Annotated in this window: 17 protein-coding genes; 13 read left to right on the top strand and 4 right to left on the bottom strand. The window is 39.8% G+C overall.

The annotated features are described in order from the left end of the window. The first annotated feature begins 11 nt into the window (after positions 1-11). The 12 genes from ACIQXI_RS08460 to ACIQXI_RS08405 all read left to right on the top strand — a co-directional run bounded on the left by ACIQXI_RS08460 (position 12) and on the right by ACIQXI_RS08405 (position 11,284). The gene (locus ACIQXI_RS08460) at positions 12-1,436 is read left to right on the top strand and encodes an ethanolamine ammonia-lyase reactivating factor EutA (RefSeq protein ID WP_402923424.1); all 1,425 of its coding nucleotides are present in this window, start codon (positions 12-14) and stop codon (positions 1,434-1,436) included. A gap of 5 nt (positions 1,437-1,441) precedes the next feature. After that, positions 1,442-2,812 (top strand): ethanolamine ammonia-lyase subunit EutB, encoded by a 1,371-nt coding sequence (locus ACIQXI_RS08455; protein WP_402923422.1) that lies wholly within the window; start codon positions 1,442-1,444, stop codon positions 2,810-2,812. 9 nt (positions 2,813-2,821) lie between these two features. Beyond that, positions 2,822-3,835, top strand: a complete 1,014-nt coding sequence (eutC, locus tag ACIQXI_RS08450) for an ethanolamine ammonia-lyase subunit EutC (RefSeq protein WP_402923420.1) — start codon at positions 2,822-2,824, stop codon at positions 3,833-3,835. 11 nt (positions 3,836-3,846) lie between these two features. Next, positions 3,847-4,497, top strand: coding sequence for an ethanolamine utilization microcompartment protein EutL (eutL, locus tag ACIQXI_RS08445; protein WP_402923418.1), 651 nt, complete (start codon positions 3,847-3,849; stop codon positions 4,495-4,497). Between the two features lie 15 nt (positions 4,498-4,512). Then, entirely contained in the window at positions 4,513-6,003 is a 1,491-nt protein-coding gene (locus ACIQXI_RS08440) for an aldehyde dehydrogenase family protein (protein ID WP_402923417.1), read from the top strand. A gap of 16 nt (positions 6,004-6,019) precedes the next feature. Then, positions 6,020-6,298 (top strand): BMC domain-containing protein, encoded by a 279-nt coding sequence (locus ACIQXI_RS08435; protein ID WP_024363388.1) that lies wholly within the window; start codon positions 6,020-6,022, stop codon positions 6,296-6,298. 85 nt (positions 6,299-6,383) lie between these two features. Then, positions 6,384-6,974 carry a phosphate propanoyltransferase gene (pduL, locus tag ACIQXI_RS08430; protein WP_402923415.1) on the top strand — a complete coding sequence of 197 codons (591 nt, stop codon included), beginning with the start codon at positions 6,384-6,386 and terminating at the stop codon, positions 6,972-6,974. Between the two features lie 12 nt (positions 6,975-6,986). After that, positions 6,987-7,856, top strand: a complete 870-nt coding sequence (locus ACIQXI_RS08425; protein WP_402923413.1) for a phosphate propanoyltransferase — start codon at positions 6,987-6,989, stop codon at positions 7,854-7,856. A gap of 36 nt (positions 7,857-7,892) precedes the next feature. Further along, positions 7,893-8,177 (top strand): EutN/CcmL family microcompartment protein, encoded by a 285-nt coding sequence (locus ACIQXI_RS08420; protein ID WP_402923411.1) that lies wholly within the window; start codon positions 7,893-7,895, stop codon positions 8,175-8,177. Beyond that, entirely contained in the window at positions 8,170-8,511 is a 342-nt protein-coding gene (locus ACIQXI_RS08415) for a BMC domain-containing protein (RefSeq protein WP_402923410.1), read from the top strand. Before ACIQXI_RS08420 ends, ACIQXI_RS08415 begins: the two co-directional genes overlap by 8 nt. Before the next feature lie 11 nt (positions 8,512-8,522). Beyond that, positions 8,523-9,467 (top strand): malate dehydrogenase, encoded by a 945-nt coding sequence (mdh, locus tag ACIQXI_RS08410; RefSeq protein WP_402923408.1) that lies wholly within the window; start codon positions 8,523-8,525, stop codon positions 9,465-9,467. A gap of 314 nt (positions 9,468-9,781) precedes the next feature. Beyond that, on the top strand, positions 9,782-11,284 hold the full coding sequence (locus ACIQXI_RS08405) for a carboxypeptidase M32 (protein WP_402925715.1): 1,503 nt from the start codon (positions 9,782-9,784) through the stop codon (positions 11,282-11,284). Positions 11,285-11,326: 42 nt separating this feature from the next. On the opposite strand, the gene ACIQXI_RS08400 is transcribed toward ACIQXI_RS08405, so the two are convergent. The 4 genes from ACIQXI_RS08400 to ACIQXI_RS08385 all read right to left on the bottom strand — a co-directional run bounded on the left by ACIQXI_RS08400 (position 11,327) and on the right by ACIQXI_RS08385 (position 14,353). After that, a complete protein-coding gene (locus ACIQXI_RS08400; protein ID WP_402923406.1) occupies positions 11,327-12,982 on the bottom strand; it encodes a b(o/a)3-type cytochrome-c oxidase subunit 1 in 1,656 nt (551 codons plus the stop codon). Further along, the gene (locus ACIQXI_RS08395) at positions 12,969-13,460 is read right to left on the bottom strand and encodes a cupredoxin domain-containing protein (protein ID WP_402923404.1); all 492 of its coding nucleotides are present in this window, start codon (positions 13,458-13,460) and stop codon (positions 12,969-12,971) included. Before ACIQXI_RS08395 ends, ACIQXI_RS08400 begins: the two co-directional genes overlap by 14 nt. Before the next feature lie 69 nt (positions 13,461-13,529). Continuing rightward, positions 13,530-13,652, bottom strand: a complete 123-nt coding sequence (locus tag ACIQXI_RS08390) for a hypothetical protein (protein ID WP_402923402.1) — start codon at positions 13,650-13,652, stop codon at positions 13,530-13,532. A gap of 233 nt (positions 13,653-13,885) precedes the next feature. Continuing rightward, a complete protein-coding gene (locus ACIQXI_RS08385; RefSeq protein WP_402923401.1) occupies positions 13,886-14,353 on the bottom strand; it encodes a chemotaxis protein CheX in 468 nt (155 codons plus the stop codon). Between the two features lie 410 nt (positions 14,354-14,763). Between ACIQXI_RS08385 and ACIQXI_RS08380 the strand changes: the two genes are divergently transcribed. Further along, positions 14,764-15,093 (top strand): hypothetical protein, encoded by a 330-nt coding sequence (locus ACIQXI_RS08380; RefSeq protein WP_402923400.1) that lies wholly within the window; start codon positions 14,764-14,766, stop codon positions 15,091-15,093. Positions 15,094-15,260 lie beyond the last annotated feature (167 nt).

The raw sequence follows: 15,260 nt of genomic DNA, 5'->3' as shown, positions 1-15,260 counted from the left end.
GGAGGCATAAGTTGAGGACAGAAAAAATTTATAGTGCAGGCATTGATATTGGGACAAGTACGACAAAGATGGTTGTTAGTAGTTTTCTGTTGAAAAACGTTGCCGGTGTGACACATGTGCCGCGGGTAGAAATAATTGAAAAGACGGTGTTACATCAAAGTCCTATTATTAAAACGCCGTTTATCAATCATGACATGATTGATATGAAACAGATAGAACAATTTATATTTCAGCAATATCATCTTGCTCAAATATCACCGGCGGATATTTCAACAGGGGCCATTATTATTACAGGTGAATCTGCTACAAAAGAAAATGCTAGTGAGGTTGTTCATGCCATTGCTGATTCAGCAGGTCATTTTTTAGTTGCCACTGCAGGGCCAGATTTAGAAGGAATTATTGCCGCCAAAGGTGCAGGTACAGTACAGCAGTCAAAAAATACTGCAAAAGTCATTGCCAATATTGATATTGGCGGCGGTACTGCAAATATTGCGGTGATGCAGTTCGGTGAAGTCATTGGCACGTGTACATTGCATGTTGGTGGTAGACTAATAGAATTTTACGATGGCAAAATCCAATCTATTTCACCACCTCTTAAAAAGCTCATGCAGAAATGGTCCAATCCATTACAAATTGGGGATTTTGCAGAAGATGAACGCATAGCGCATCTAATACAAGAAATGGTGCACTTCTTAGTGCAAGTGTTAAGTGGTCAAAAAATAGATGGCGAGCATCCATTGTTGTTAGGTCATTTACCAAATTGGCATAAGCCTGTGGATGCAATCGTCTTTTCAGGTGGGGTAGCTTCTTGTATTTATCATCATGATTGCTCATTGCGTCAATATGATGATATCGGTGAAAAACTTGCAACTATGCTCTTACAGCATGCGCAACTGCAATCATTTTTATGGCTACAGCCGCAAGAAACCGCACGCGCAACTGTGACTGGCGCAGGTACCCAAACAACTGAAATTAGTGGTGCGACCATTCAAGTAGATGCACATGTATTGCCGTTGAAAAATATTCCTGTATTTAATTGTCATATGAATTTGGCATCAAATGGGTTTGACCATATGGTAAAGACAGCTGTGGATAAAGCTGATGCACTTTTTTCAATTGAGCATAATCGCTCTCCATTTGCGCTCTATTTTAGTGACTTACCATACTTAAGTTTTCAGGATGTCCATACATTGTGCGAGGCCATTTTACAGCACTTAGGAACGAGAGGCTCCAAGGGCATACCAATTATCATAGTCATTCAATCAGATTATGCAAAGGTCATTGGGCAAACTATTCAAGCTATTAATCCGACAGTCCCTATACTATGCATCGATCAAATTAAAGTAGAAACAGGTGATTATATTGACATTGGGGAAGTGCTACCTTCCGGTGTTGTTCCCGTTGTTGTCAAAACACTTGCTTTCCACTCAAAGTAAGGAGGATGAATGTGAATCTATCGGTGATATTTGGTGGAGAAAAGTATAATTTCCATTCATTAAAAGACGTAATGGCCAAGGCCAATGAAGAAAAATCAGGAGATCAGCTAGCTGGAATTGCTGCTGAAACTGTACAACAACGCATTGCAGCAAAAGCTGTGCTAAGCGAATTACTAGTCAAAGATATACGCGAGAATCCCTTAGTTCCGCCAGAAAATGATGAGGTTACACGCATTATTGAAGGGGATATCAATGAACAAATTTACGGAGAAATAAAAAATTGGAGTATTGAGCAGCTTAGAGAATTCATTTTATCGAATGAAACGGGTGATCGGGAATTAAAACGTTTAAGTAAGGGCATGAATTCAGAAATTATTGCGGCAGTTACAAAGTTAATGTCTAACCTAGATCTTGTGCATGCAGCCAATAAAGTAGAAATACTATCCACTTGCAATATTACGATTGGACAAAAAGGTACACTTTCTTCAAGGTTACAGCCCAATCACCCAACAGACAATATCGACGGAATTATCGCCTCTTTAAAAGAGGGATTGTCTTATGGAATAGGTGATGCTGTGATTGGCATTAACCCTGTAGACGACTCAGTCGAAAGTGTTAAAAAGGTGTTACATGCTACAAAGGAATTTATTAATGAATGGTCGATTCCTACACAGAACTGTGTCTTGGCACATATCACAACACAAATGAAGGCCATCAAGCAAGGTGCCCCAGCTGATATGATTTTCCAAAGTATTGCTGGGACAGAAGTGGCAAACCGCTCCTTCGGTATTTCTGCAGACTTGATTAGAGAAGCAGAAGAGCTTGTGAAAAAGCAAGGAACGGGAACAGGCCCGAATTTATTTTACTTTGAAACAGGGCAAGGCTCAGAGCTTTCGGCTGAAGCGCATATGGGCATCGATCAAGTAACACTGGAATCACGCAATTATGGATTTGCTAGACATTTTAATCCGTATATTGTCAACACAGTAGTCGGTTTTATCGGCCCTGAGTATCTATATAACAACAAACAAGTTATTCGAGCAGGGCTTGAAGATCATTTTATGGGTAAAATGCATGGCATTCCGATGGGTGTTGATATTTGTTACACCAATCATATAAAGGCAGACCAAAATGATGTGGAAGATTTAAGCGTATTACTAACCGCAGCAGGTGTGAACTTTATTATTGCCGCACCGATGGGGGACGATATTATGCTGAACTACCAGTCAATGAGTTTCCATGATGTTGCAACGTTGCTCCAAACATTCAATAAAAAACCAGCACCTGAGTATTTAACATGGTTAGAAAAAATGGGCATTTACGAAAATGGGCGACTTTCAGCTAGAGCTGGGGATTTATCGATATTTGAAAGGTAGGTGAGACTAGTGAATGAACAGCTAGTATCCATGATTACGCAGCTTGTAATGGAAAAAATGACGAATACATCGGGCACTTCTTCGAAACAGATAGCTACACCAGCTGAAGAACAAAAGCAACCATTGATCAAATTGTATGAGAGTGGGGCTAATCATACTGAAGAAATCCCAAGTTCACAGGCAACATCAGACCAACCATTCATTAAGCTTTACCAACAGGCATCATCTACACAAGAATATCCGCATAGTGCAACGATTGAAGACCATTCTTCTTCAGAGGAACCTGCTAAGGCTTTTCGATTTGAAGAGGAAAATTTATCTGAAAGTGTACAAGCGGCCAAAAAGCACACACCTGCAAGAATCGGTGTAGGAAGAGCAGGAACAAGACCAAAAACAAAAACATGGTTGAAATTTCGACTCGATCATGCAGCTGCCGTTGATGCTGTATACGGTGAAGTGACAGAAGCGCTATTACAAAAATTGAATGTCTTTCAAGTAACGACACGCGTAACGGATAAAGAAGAATACATTACGAGACCTGATTTAGGCCGTCGCTTATCAGATGAGTCGAAGGAACTTATTCAATCAGCTTGCAAAGCACGCCCAACAGTACAAATCATTATTTCCAACGGCTTAAGTGCGAGTGCGATTGAAGAGAATGTGCAAGATGTTTATTTAGCATTACAGCAAAGTCTTAGCAATGTAAATATTGAAATAGGCACTACTTTTTATATTGATAAAGGGCGTGTGGCCCTCATGGATGAAATTGGCGAACTATTACAGGCAGAGGTCATCGTTTACTTAATCGGCGAGCGTCCTGGGCTTGTATCCGCTGAGTCGATGAGTGCGTATTTATGTTATCAACCGAGAATAGGCACTGTTGAAGCAGATCGAATGGTCATATCGAACATCCATAAAGGTGGTATTCCACCACTTGAGGCAGGTGCTTATTTAGGGACAGTCGTCCAAAAAATATTGCAATACAAGGCAAGTGGCGTAAATCTTGTTGCTAAAGAAGGTTAAGGGGGCAAGCGATGATTCCACAAAAAATAATGGCTGACATTTTGGCTATGCAAATGATTCCTAGAGTAAATACAGAATTAGCAGCGCAGCTAGCGTTAAAGCCAAATCAGCATAGTATTGGGCTAGTCACACTAACGATTGATGATGTCGGATATGTGGCATTAGACGAAGCGACGAAAAAAGCGGATGTGGATGTAGTTTATGCAAAAAGTTTTTATGCTGGAGCAGCACACGCTTCAGGCCCACTATCTGGTGAAATGATCGGCATCATTGCGGGAAGCTCACCAGACGAAATTCGTAGTGGCTTGGAAGCAATTGAACAAAAAATTAGGTTCGATACGTATTTTGAAGCAATCAATAACAATGATAAGCATGCTCTTTTTGCGCATACGGTTGCAAGCTGTGGCACCTATTTGGCACAACTAGCAGAAGTAAAGGTTGGTACTGCGCTCGCATATTTAATTGCGCCACCACTTGAAGCGGTCGTAGGTTTAGATGCCGCTTTAAAGGCAGCGGACGTAGAGCTCAAAGTTTTTTTTGGACCACCTTCAGAGACCAACTTCGGTGGTGGCATCGTAAGCGGCAGTCAATCTTCCTGCCAAGCGGCAGCTGATGCCTTTAGAGATGCCATAGAAAATATTGCGAGAAATCCGGTGATTTAGAAAGGAGGCGGCTTTATGGCTACATTAGATAAAGATTTATTAGCCATTCAGGAAATGAGAGACGCCGTTAGACAGGCAAATACAGCACAAGCAGCCTATAGGCAATATTCCCAGCAACAAGTGGATACTATTGTAAAGGCTGTGGCAGATGCCGCATTTAAAGAGGCAGAACGCTTAGGCAAAATGGCAGTACAAGAAACAGGGATGGGTATCCCAAATCATAAAAAAATGAAAAATGAAGTGGCTTCAAGAGATGTGTATGAAGACATAAAAGATTTAAAGACGGTTGGCGTTATAGGCTCCGATCGAATAAAGAAAGTAACAGAGATTGCTAGCCCGTTTGGTGTCATTGCGGGGATTGTACCAACAACGAACCCTACTTCTACAGCAATCTTTAAAACACTTATTTCTTTAAAAACGAGAAATGGCCTTGTCCTAAGCCCACATCCATATGCTGTTAAATGTACAAAGGTAGCTTTAGATATTTGTAGAGTCGCGGCTGAGAAAGCTGGGGCACCCGAAGGATTGTTACAATGTTTAACAATGTCTTCAATGGAAGCGACTCAGCAGTTAATGAAGCATCCTGATATTCATTTAATTTTAGCAACGGGTGGCGGTGCATTGGTAAAAGCGGCGTACAGCTCTGGAAAACCTGCGTATGGAGTAGGACCAGGAAATGTACCAGCTTACATCGAAAAATCAGCCAATATTGAAAAAGCTGCTCGTCAACTTGTACAAAGTAAATCCTTTGATAATGGCACGATATGTGCAACAGAGCAGGCCATTATCGTGGATAAAGTGATTGCACAGCAAGTGTTAGCAGAATTGCAAAAACAGCATGCGTATATTTTAAGTGCTGAAGAAAAGTTGAAGATGGAGAAGCTGATTTCTCCTGTTCCAGGAAAAGTAAACCCTCAAATCGTAGGGAAATCAGCAGTAAGCTTAGCAAACTCCATTGGTATTGCTGTGCCAGAAGAGACGAAAGTACTCGTTGGGTTGGAGACAATGATTGGAAAAAACATTCCATTTTCATTAGAAAAGCTATCACCGATATTTGCGTTCTACACTGTAGAGGACAGCACAGAAGCTAAACAAGTGATGATTGATCTGCTAAATATTGGCGGAAGAGGTCACTCATGTTCAATTCATACGGAAAATGCCGCGTTAGCAGAGCAATTTTCGGTTGACTTACCAGTGTCGCGTATTGTTGTTAACACATTATCTTCAATCGGTGCAGTAGGTGGTACGACTGGCTTAGCCCCATCCTTTACTTTAGGCTGTGGTACGTTTGGCGGCAATATTACGTCTGATAATATTACAGCTAGACATTTATTGAATATTAAACGCATGGCCTATGGCATTAAAGATATTGAAGTGCCAAAACCGGAATTCGATATCGAACCGGTAGTAGAGAATATTAAGTCGCAAGCACCATCATTGGATACAGAAGTGGTGCAACAAATTGTCGATCAAGTATTAAAGCAAATCACATTACAAACTAAATAATTTGGAGGAATGACAAATGAGTACAGCATTAGGAATGGTAGAAACAAAAGGTCTTGTAGGAGCAATTGAAGCGGCGGATGCCATGGTAAAAGCTGCAAGTGTGAATTTAGTCGGGAAAGTCCATGTTGGTGGCGGCATTGTTACTGTCTTAGTTCGAGGCGATGTAGGCGCAGTTAAAGCAGCAACGGATGCAGGTGCAGCGGCAGCTCAACGTGTGGGCGAACTTTTATCTGTGCATGTAATTCCACGTCCGCATAACGAATTAGAATTAATTTTGCCTAAAGCAGAAGCCTAAATAGATTAGTGAAGGCATTTATCGCTTGTTGGAGATGAATGCCTGTCACACAATTAATTCGTTACTAGAATAAGAGGTGGCTAACTTGAACATAAAATCAAAAGCTTTTCCAGTTGCCATTTCAGCTCGTCATATACATGTAAGTGAAGCGGATTTACAAGCACTATTTGGTCCAAACGCAACATTAACAAAGGATTTTGATTTGTCTCAGCCAGGACAATTTGCTGCGAAAGAGCGTGTCTCCATCGAAGGACCCAAAGGTGTTATTCACAATGTGCGTGTATTAGGACCTGTAAGAGCGGCAACACAAGTAGAAATTAGTCGAACAGATGCACTGAAATTGGGTTTGAATCCTCCTTTAAGGCAATCGGGGGATATCGTAAATTCAGCAAGCATCAAATTAATCAACCAACAACAGGAAATTATTATTAAACAGGGCGTCATAATTGCACAGGCACATATTCATATGACAGAAGAAGATGCGCGAGCATTGGAAGTCTACAATAATGCATTAGTGGCTGTCGAAGTTGACAGTGAAAGACCTGTAACTTTCCGCGGTGTAGTCGTACGGGTATCGAATGATTTTAGCTTAGAAATGCATATCGATACAGATGAAGCAAATGCAGGCTTTATTGAACAGCAAGCACAAGGAAGAATTGTTAAATCATTTTCGTAAGGAGGAGGTTAGATGCAGGAACAACTCGTGCAAAAAATCGTAGAAGAAGTTTTACAGCAAGTATTAAAAAATCAGCCTTCCCCACCAGATGACAGTAAAATTCCCATCGGTGTATCAGCACGCCATGTCCATCTTGCACAGGCAGATGTCGAGCAGCTTTTTGGCGAAAACTATCAATTAACACCTAAGTTCGAGTTATCACAGCCAGGCCAATTTGCCGCTGAGGAAACGGTCGTTATTGCAGGGCCTAAAGGTTCTATTGAAAGGGTCCGTATTTTAGGGCCAGCTCGTGCTTTAACACAAGTTGAAGTTAGTTGGACAGATGCCATGAAACTAGGCGCTAAGCCACCTTTAAGAATTTCTGGAGATATTAAAGGCTCTAGCCCTGTTACGCTAATTGGTCCAATTGGTAGTGTAATACTAACGGAAGGCCTCATCATTGCACAAGCTCATATTCATATGTCACCTGCAGATAGCGCGAGATTCCAAGTAGTGGATGGGCAGTCAGTGCAAATCAAAGTACAGGGTATACGTCCTATTATTTTATCCAATGTGATCATTCGCGTGTCTGAGCGCTATCGCTTGGAAATGCATATCGATACAGATGAAGCAAATGCGGGCTTAATTCAACAAGGCGCTTTTGCTGAAATCGTCAAGGGACAAACGATAGAACCGATGAATTTGAAAGAACAATCATTAGACATAAAGCAAACTCCTGAAAAACAATCAATCCATTATTATGACAAAAAGCTTCTTTCACAGGTGGAAGTGCTTGAAATAGAAGCGCAAGAAATTGTTGTGCCGAAAAGAACCATCGTGACAGCATTAGCTAATGATAAAATTCGAGAGTTGAATAAAAAATTAACGATTTGCTTTGAATAATAAGTATTATCCAGGCAACCTAAAGAGGGTGATTTCATGCAAATGGGAAGAGTTATTGGTAGCGTATGGGCAACACGTAAGGAAGAAGGGTTGAATGGCTTAAAACTATTAATTATTCAGCCAATTGATTCCAATCAGCAGCCAATTCGAACAGAAATAGTAGCCGCCGATCGTATAGGGGCAGGTATTGGTGATGATGTGCTCATTACGAGTGGCGGATCATCCCGTTATATTATGAAAGATAATCCACTTCCTATCGATGCAGTTGTCATAGGAATTATAGATTCTACAGATGTGATGCGAGGTGAGAACGATGAGTAGCGCAATTGGTATGATTGAAACAAAAGGATTAGTCGGCTCTTACGAGGCTGCTGATGCGATGATTAAGGCATCAGATGTCACGATTGTTAAGCAAGAATTTGTGGATGGTGGTATTGTCACTGTCGTCGTAAAAGGTGATGTTGGTTCAGTACAAGCAGCAGTCGATGCAGGCAAAGAGGCCGCTAAGCGCGTCGGAGAATTATTAAGCGCTCACGTCATTCCTAGACCTGATGAAGAAGTTTTTAATATGATTAAAGGACCCGAAGTAGCAAAGAAAAAAACCGTAGTGGCTTCAGCGCGTGCAAAGAAAACGACAGAAACGACAGACAATTGAGGTGACGCATAATGGTATTTCGCAAAAATAAAATTGCTGTTATTGGCGCCGGTCATACTGGGTCAACATTAAGCTTATTTTTAGCACAGAAGGAATTAGGCGATGTTGTGTTGTTAGATATTCCAGAAGCCGAAAAGCCAACAAAAGGAAAGGCACTGGATTTATTACAAACAGGACCGATTGAAAAATTTAATGTATCCATACATGGAACGAGTAATTACGAAGATATTGTAGGTGCATCTATCGTAATTATTACGGCAGGTATTCCTCGTAAGCCAGGGATGAGTCGAGATGATTTAGTGACAAGCAATGCGAAAATTATTCAACATGTTTCGAGACAAATTAAACGCTATGCACCTGATAGTATTGTTGTTGTATTAAGCAATCCAGTAGATGCGATGACGTATGTATGTTACAAGGAAACGGGCTTTCCTAAAAATCGTATTATCGGTCAATCTGGCGTGTTAGATACCGCCCGTTTTAATGCATTTGTAGCACAAGAGTTACAAATTGCACCCGAAGATGTAGCTGGATTTGTATTAGGTGGACATGGTGATGAAATGGTGCCACTAATTCGTTATTCCTATGCAGGGGGCATCCCATTAGAAAAGCTTATTCCACAAGATAGACTACAGCAAATCGTCGAACGTACACGTAAAGGTGGCGGTGAAATTGTAGGGTTATTGGGCAATGGTAGTGCTTACTATGCGCCAGCTGCAGCCTGTGCGCACATGGTCGAAATCATTATGAAGGATCAACGAAAAATTATTCCTTCAATCGCCCTGTTAGAAGGGGAGTACGGCTACAATGATTTATTTTTAGGTGTACCGACGATTTTAGGTGGCAATGGCATTGAATCGGTTATTGAATTGCATCTGACACATGAAGAACAAACGGCACTTCATCAATCAGCAGAAGCCGTTAAGCAAGTATTACAAATTTGCCAAAACATTTAAGCTATCTTCATATAGACGCCCCCAACGCTATATGATTAGTATGCTTGTTTTGAAGTCGAACATAAACGTGAAATCCCTAATTTTAAAATAGAGCCCCCTTCAAATAGAAGAGGGCTATTTTTCGTTAGAGTAACATAAAGACTATTGCTGGTGTTTGACGTAAATGCCGGAAGAACTAAGGGAATCGCAAATAGAATCATAGAAAACGAGTAATAGTTGAATTTTTAATTGTCAGAATTGTTTATGTGCCTGGCACTGGTAATATACAAAATATTCTAAAATATGCTAAACTAGTAACGTTAAAAAGGAGGATGATGGATTTGACGGTTCAGCAATTTACAGACTATGTGAAAAAAATGCAGCATTATCAGGAAGCACTAGGTGTAATGTATTGGGATATGCGCACGGGTGCACCTAAGAAAGGATTAGCGCAGCGTTCAGAGGTAGTAGGCACATTATCAGCCTCCTTGTTTGAAATGCAAACGAGTGAACAATTAGGGGAACTATTAACGACTTTAGAGGCACAAAAAACAGAGCTTGATAATGTAACACAACGTTTAGTTGAGGAAGTACGTAAAAATTACGATCAAAATAAAAAAATTCCAGCTGATGAATTTAAAGAATACGTTATTTTACAAGCGAAGGCAGAAACAGTTTGGGAAGAAGCAAAAGCTACAAATAACTTCGCGCAATTTTTACCTTATTTAGAACAAGTGATTCAATGGCAAAAGAAATTTATACAATATTGGGGCGTTAAAAACGGTTCTACCTACAATACGCTACTTGATATTTATGAACCAGACATGACAACTGATGTGCTTGATCAAGTATTTGGCGAATTACGCGAAACGATTGTGTCACTTGTACAAAAAATCGAAGCTTCACCGAATAAACCAGATACGAGTATGTTATTTAAACCGTTTGCAAAAGAGGCACAGCGAGCATTATCATTGGAACTGCTAACACAGCTCGGCTATGATTTTGAAGCAGGTCGCTTAGATGAAAGTGTCCATCCATTTATGATTGGCATTAATCATGGGGATGCACGTATTACAACGAAATATGATGAACATGATTTCCGTTCGGCGATCTTTGGCACGATCCATGAATGTGGGCATGCGATGTATGAGCAAAATATTGATGCCAAACTTGCAGGTACGCTTTTAGCAAGAGGAACATCGACGGGTATCCACGAATCGCAATCACTATTCTATGAAAACCTGGTCGGTCGCAATGAAAAGTTCTGGGCGCACAACTATGAGCGCTTGCAAAAGCATTCGCCAGAACAATTTGGGGATGTTCCATTAGCTTATTTCCTTCGTGCCATTAATATGGTGGAACCATCGTTTATTCGAATTGAAGCAGACGAGTTAACATATCCACTGCATATTATGATTCGTTACGAAATTGAACGTGATTTGTTCAATGGAGACTTGCAAGCTAAAGACCTACCAGAAGTGTGGAATGCAAAGTACGAAGAATATTTAGGTATCCGACCAGATAACGATGCGAAGGGCGTTTTACAAGACGTGCACTGGGCAGGGGGAATGTTTGGTTACTTCCCGTCTTACGCATTAGGAATGATTTATGCAGCGCAATGGAAGCATGCAATGGATAAAGATCTTCCAAACTTTGATGACTTGCTTGCAAATGGCGAGCTTCTACCAATTCGCGAATGGCTAACAGAGAAAGTACATCAATACGGTGCGCTGAAAAAGCCGTTCGAGCTACTGCAAGAGGCGACAGGGGAAGGCTTAAATGCCAAGTATCTTGCAAACTACTTACAAGAAAAATATACAAAGCTCTATCAGCTATAAAAAAACAAGCGATTTCTCTCCGATGAGAAATCGCTTGTTGCTTTACCACAGCTTAAAGCCTTTTGAGCCAGCTGGTGAGTTCGAGATAATTTCGAAGATTGGAATTGTGTAAGCGAATATGATTAATGCTACTAAAATAACGAGCCATACTTTAAAGTTTTCAAGAATAGGTGGTGTAGGACCACTGCTTTCATGGATTGGAGCGATAGGGAACTCCTCTTCACCTTTTGGCGCAAACCAAGCTAATTTAATTACGACATACGTAATTACTAAAATCGCAATGAATAAAATAGTACCTCCGACAGCTTGTGCAATTTGATAGGGAATCCAATCATACGCCTGCTGAGCACCGCCATACTCGGAGTAGTCAGAACGACGAGGAGCACCAAGCAATCCTGCAATATGCATAGCGGCGGACATAATCGTCATACCTACGCCCCATAATACACCCGAAACAATACCAAGCGAATTTAACGACTTCGTTAACGTACGACCCGTTAAATGAGGAATTAACCAGAACGCTGCACCAAAGTAGGTTAAGACAACTGCACTTGCAAATGTTAAATGGAAGTGTCCAGGAACCCAAATTGTATTATGGATCAGTTGGTTCATTTGGTAAGAGGCATTGACAATACCACCTGCACCCCCAGGAATAAACGCAAGCATACCGATAAATGGCACTAAGAAACGAGCATCTTTCCATGGTAATTTTTTAAACCAGCCAAAAAGCCCTTTACCGCCAAGTTCACGTCCACGTAATTCAAATGTCGCGAATAAAGAGAATGCGGTCATTAACGAAGGCACGACAACTGCCATTGTTAAAATAACTTGTATGAATTTCCATGTTGTATCAATACCAGGCTCTGTTAGTTGATGATGTAAACCAACTGGTACAGAGAAGATTAAAAATAGCATAAACGATAAGCGTGCTAAAGAGTCAGAGAAAACTTTTCCGCCAATTACTTTCGGAATGACTACATACCATACCATATAAGCTGGTAATAACCAGAAGTAAACAAGCGCGTGACCGAAATACCAGAACAATGTACGTGACAGTAACACATCCACACGTTCAATTAGACCAAGTGACCAAGGTAATAATTGAGATAAAACGGAAACGGCTACACCTAAAGAAGCCACGAACCAAAGTAAATTGTTGACTACAACCATAAACGATAAAAGCGGTGACGTTTGGCCTTTGTGTTCTTTACGCCATTGCGCATAGCGTAAAATTTGGCCGGCCGCACCAATCCAAGAGCCGACTACTACTAGCGTTAGACCGAGATAAAAAATCCAGTGAGCTTGCAGTGGTGCGTAAAAAGTATAGAGAACGGTTGCTTTATTTAATAGTACCATGACGGCAGCAGCAACTGTACCAATTGTCATGAACCAAAAACCAATCCAACCAAGTAATCGTTGCTTATCTGTAAATGTACCAGATGTACGACTGACACTTGCGATTTGGAAACCGAATATAAAGAATGTTGTTAAAATAAGTCCGAGTAAGACACCGTGAACGGTTAATACTTGATAATAACCAATTCCGGCTGGCAATGTGAATTGTCCTGAACGTACAAATACTTGTAATAAACCAGCGAGACCACCTAATAATAAGGCGATAAATGCCACGTAAACATGGGCTAGTGCTAGTTTCGCATCACGACGATCTACCCTAGCTAAATTATTATTTAGCGTCATTTGGATCCACCACCTTTAGCATAGAATGCATAAGCGTATGTCCTGTACCGCAGTATTCATTACATACTATTAAAAATTCCCCAACTTGGTTGATTTCCGCTACATATTCGGAGATATAACCAGGTTCAAGCATCATGTTAATATTTGTTCCTGCAATTTCAAATCCATGAATAACATCTTCACTTGTTGCGATAAATTTCACTTTCGCACCAAGTGGTACTTCAATTTCAGGTGGATTGTAATAGAAGGCAGATGCTAAAATAACGACCTCGTAGTCCCAATCCTTCCCTTCGACTTTGTGTACACCTGGATTTGTAAACGGTGCAATTTCTTTTACTTTTTCGTAATCGATGGTTTTCTTATTACTGTTTGGATGTGAACCTTGGTGGAATGCACCGATACCAAGAATAATAAGAAATGCAACTAAAGTCGCTACACCAAATACAAGCCAGTATTTCTCGTATTTATGTATGTGCATATTTCTTTCGTCCTTCCTCTGTAGTATTTCTTACTTTTTGTTGACGAAATAGTTCTTTTTTCTAACAAATCAAAAACGGCCGATGAATAAATTGAAGCAGTAAATCCAAATTAAAATAATAATAAAGCCGATACCAAATACACCATATAATGAACCTTTTAGATTATCATCAGACTTTTTTTTGTTAGCCATTTTTTACTCCCTCCTAAGCTGTCATTGTGGCTTTCTTAAAGTCATGATATTAAAATTCAAGTCCTTGTGATGTGAAAAAAATCACACAACCAAGGGGAATGTGTGAAAAAAATGTGAAATAAAAAAGGAGCAGACTCAAATTTGAGCCTGCTCCTTTTTGTGCGAATAACGATTTTCGTATTCATAAATACTAGCTATCTTTGCATAGAATATATAGTTTGAAAGAGTCGAGATTAAGCTGTTATAACTTCTTCCTCAATTGTTAGTAAGACCGTTAGTGCACCGACATTTGGAATTGTAACGGGTAGTACAAACGCTTTTTCAAAACCGTATAACTTCGTGTTGCCCACCATGACGGTTGGTGGCGTAATATCTATTTCTAAGCTTTCTTGTCCTACCGCTGTACATAAATTACCTGCGATCATGTTGCCAAATTCGCCTGTAAAAGACTCTAACATTTCTCCTTCAAGTGGCATGCCGAACATGGAACTACCAATACCGCTAAATATGTCAGGAGAGGAATCTATAATGACACGTCCTTTTACATCGCCAATAAGCCCAATTAATACACCCATTTGCTGTTGTTGAAAGGGTTCCGAAATCATACTTGGCGCTTTTACTTGGATATCCATAGGGAGAATCGTTTTTAATGCATGGATTGTCCCGTTTAAAATAGTTTGAAAGTACTTCGAATTACTCATCATTACCGCATCCTTTTTCCGACTTTTCTACATCTTACCATGTTAAAAGGGTAAGATGAAAGTATGTCTTGACGAAATAAGGCGAAATTTATATTATATTAATGAGAATGATTTTCAAAATCAATGATTTCATGCTACTGCATTCCTTGCTGTAGCTTACTAATAGGTAGAAAAGGAGCGGTCAGCAATGGCATTCGTATTGATCGGAGCAACAGTAGCTATTTATATTGGAGTGGGGAAATACGTCATGAAACAGGCGACTGCCCATTTAAAATAATAGCGCTTTCGTTAGTGTTCCTGTTTTAACAGTTTTTACTTTACATGAATATTAGCCTAAAGAGTATGACCTATGTCATACTCTTTATTTTGTTTTAATATAATAACGGAAAAATTTCGGGAGGGATTTATTTATGGGTTCATTATGTAATTGTAAAGAACTTGTGAAAATAAAAGTGGAAGCAGATATAGGTTCTGATCCGTTATGGTGTAAGGTTTGTGGCTTTAATTTGGATATCGATAAAATGGAAATTTCTCATTCTTTAAAAATACAGCTAAGATCATGGATAATTGATTATGGTGTTTGGATAAATTGGGATTTTGATACCTTAATTGTTGGAGGAGAAAATTTAGAAAAGCAACATAATGAAACAGGCTTAAGACTAACAGAAAAAGTGATGAGTGAATTAAAAAATAAAAAAATCGTATTTCAACCTTCTTCCATGTTTTTGGATAGTAATTAAATAGAAAATATTCTAAATGAAATAAGTAATTGGTCATTTAATGATTTTTACCCTTTTTGCTATTGGGACAACAGTAAGTAATGCTAATGAAGATAATTACCTTGTTGATAACCACGAGGGTGTTGAAGATTTTGATTGGGCAATTTACATATTGTAGTGAATTCTTA

The sequence above is a fragment of the Lysinibacillus sp. NPDC097195 genome, assembly GCF_044762075.1.
Classification (GTDB): domain Bacteria; phylum Bacillota; class Bacilli; order Bacillales_A; family Planococcaceae; genus Lysinibacillus.
Note: the sequence above shows the minus strand (reverse complement) of the source record. Positions and strands in the feature narration are given on the sequence as shown.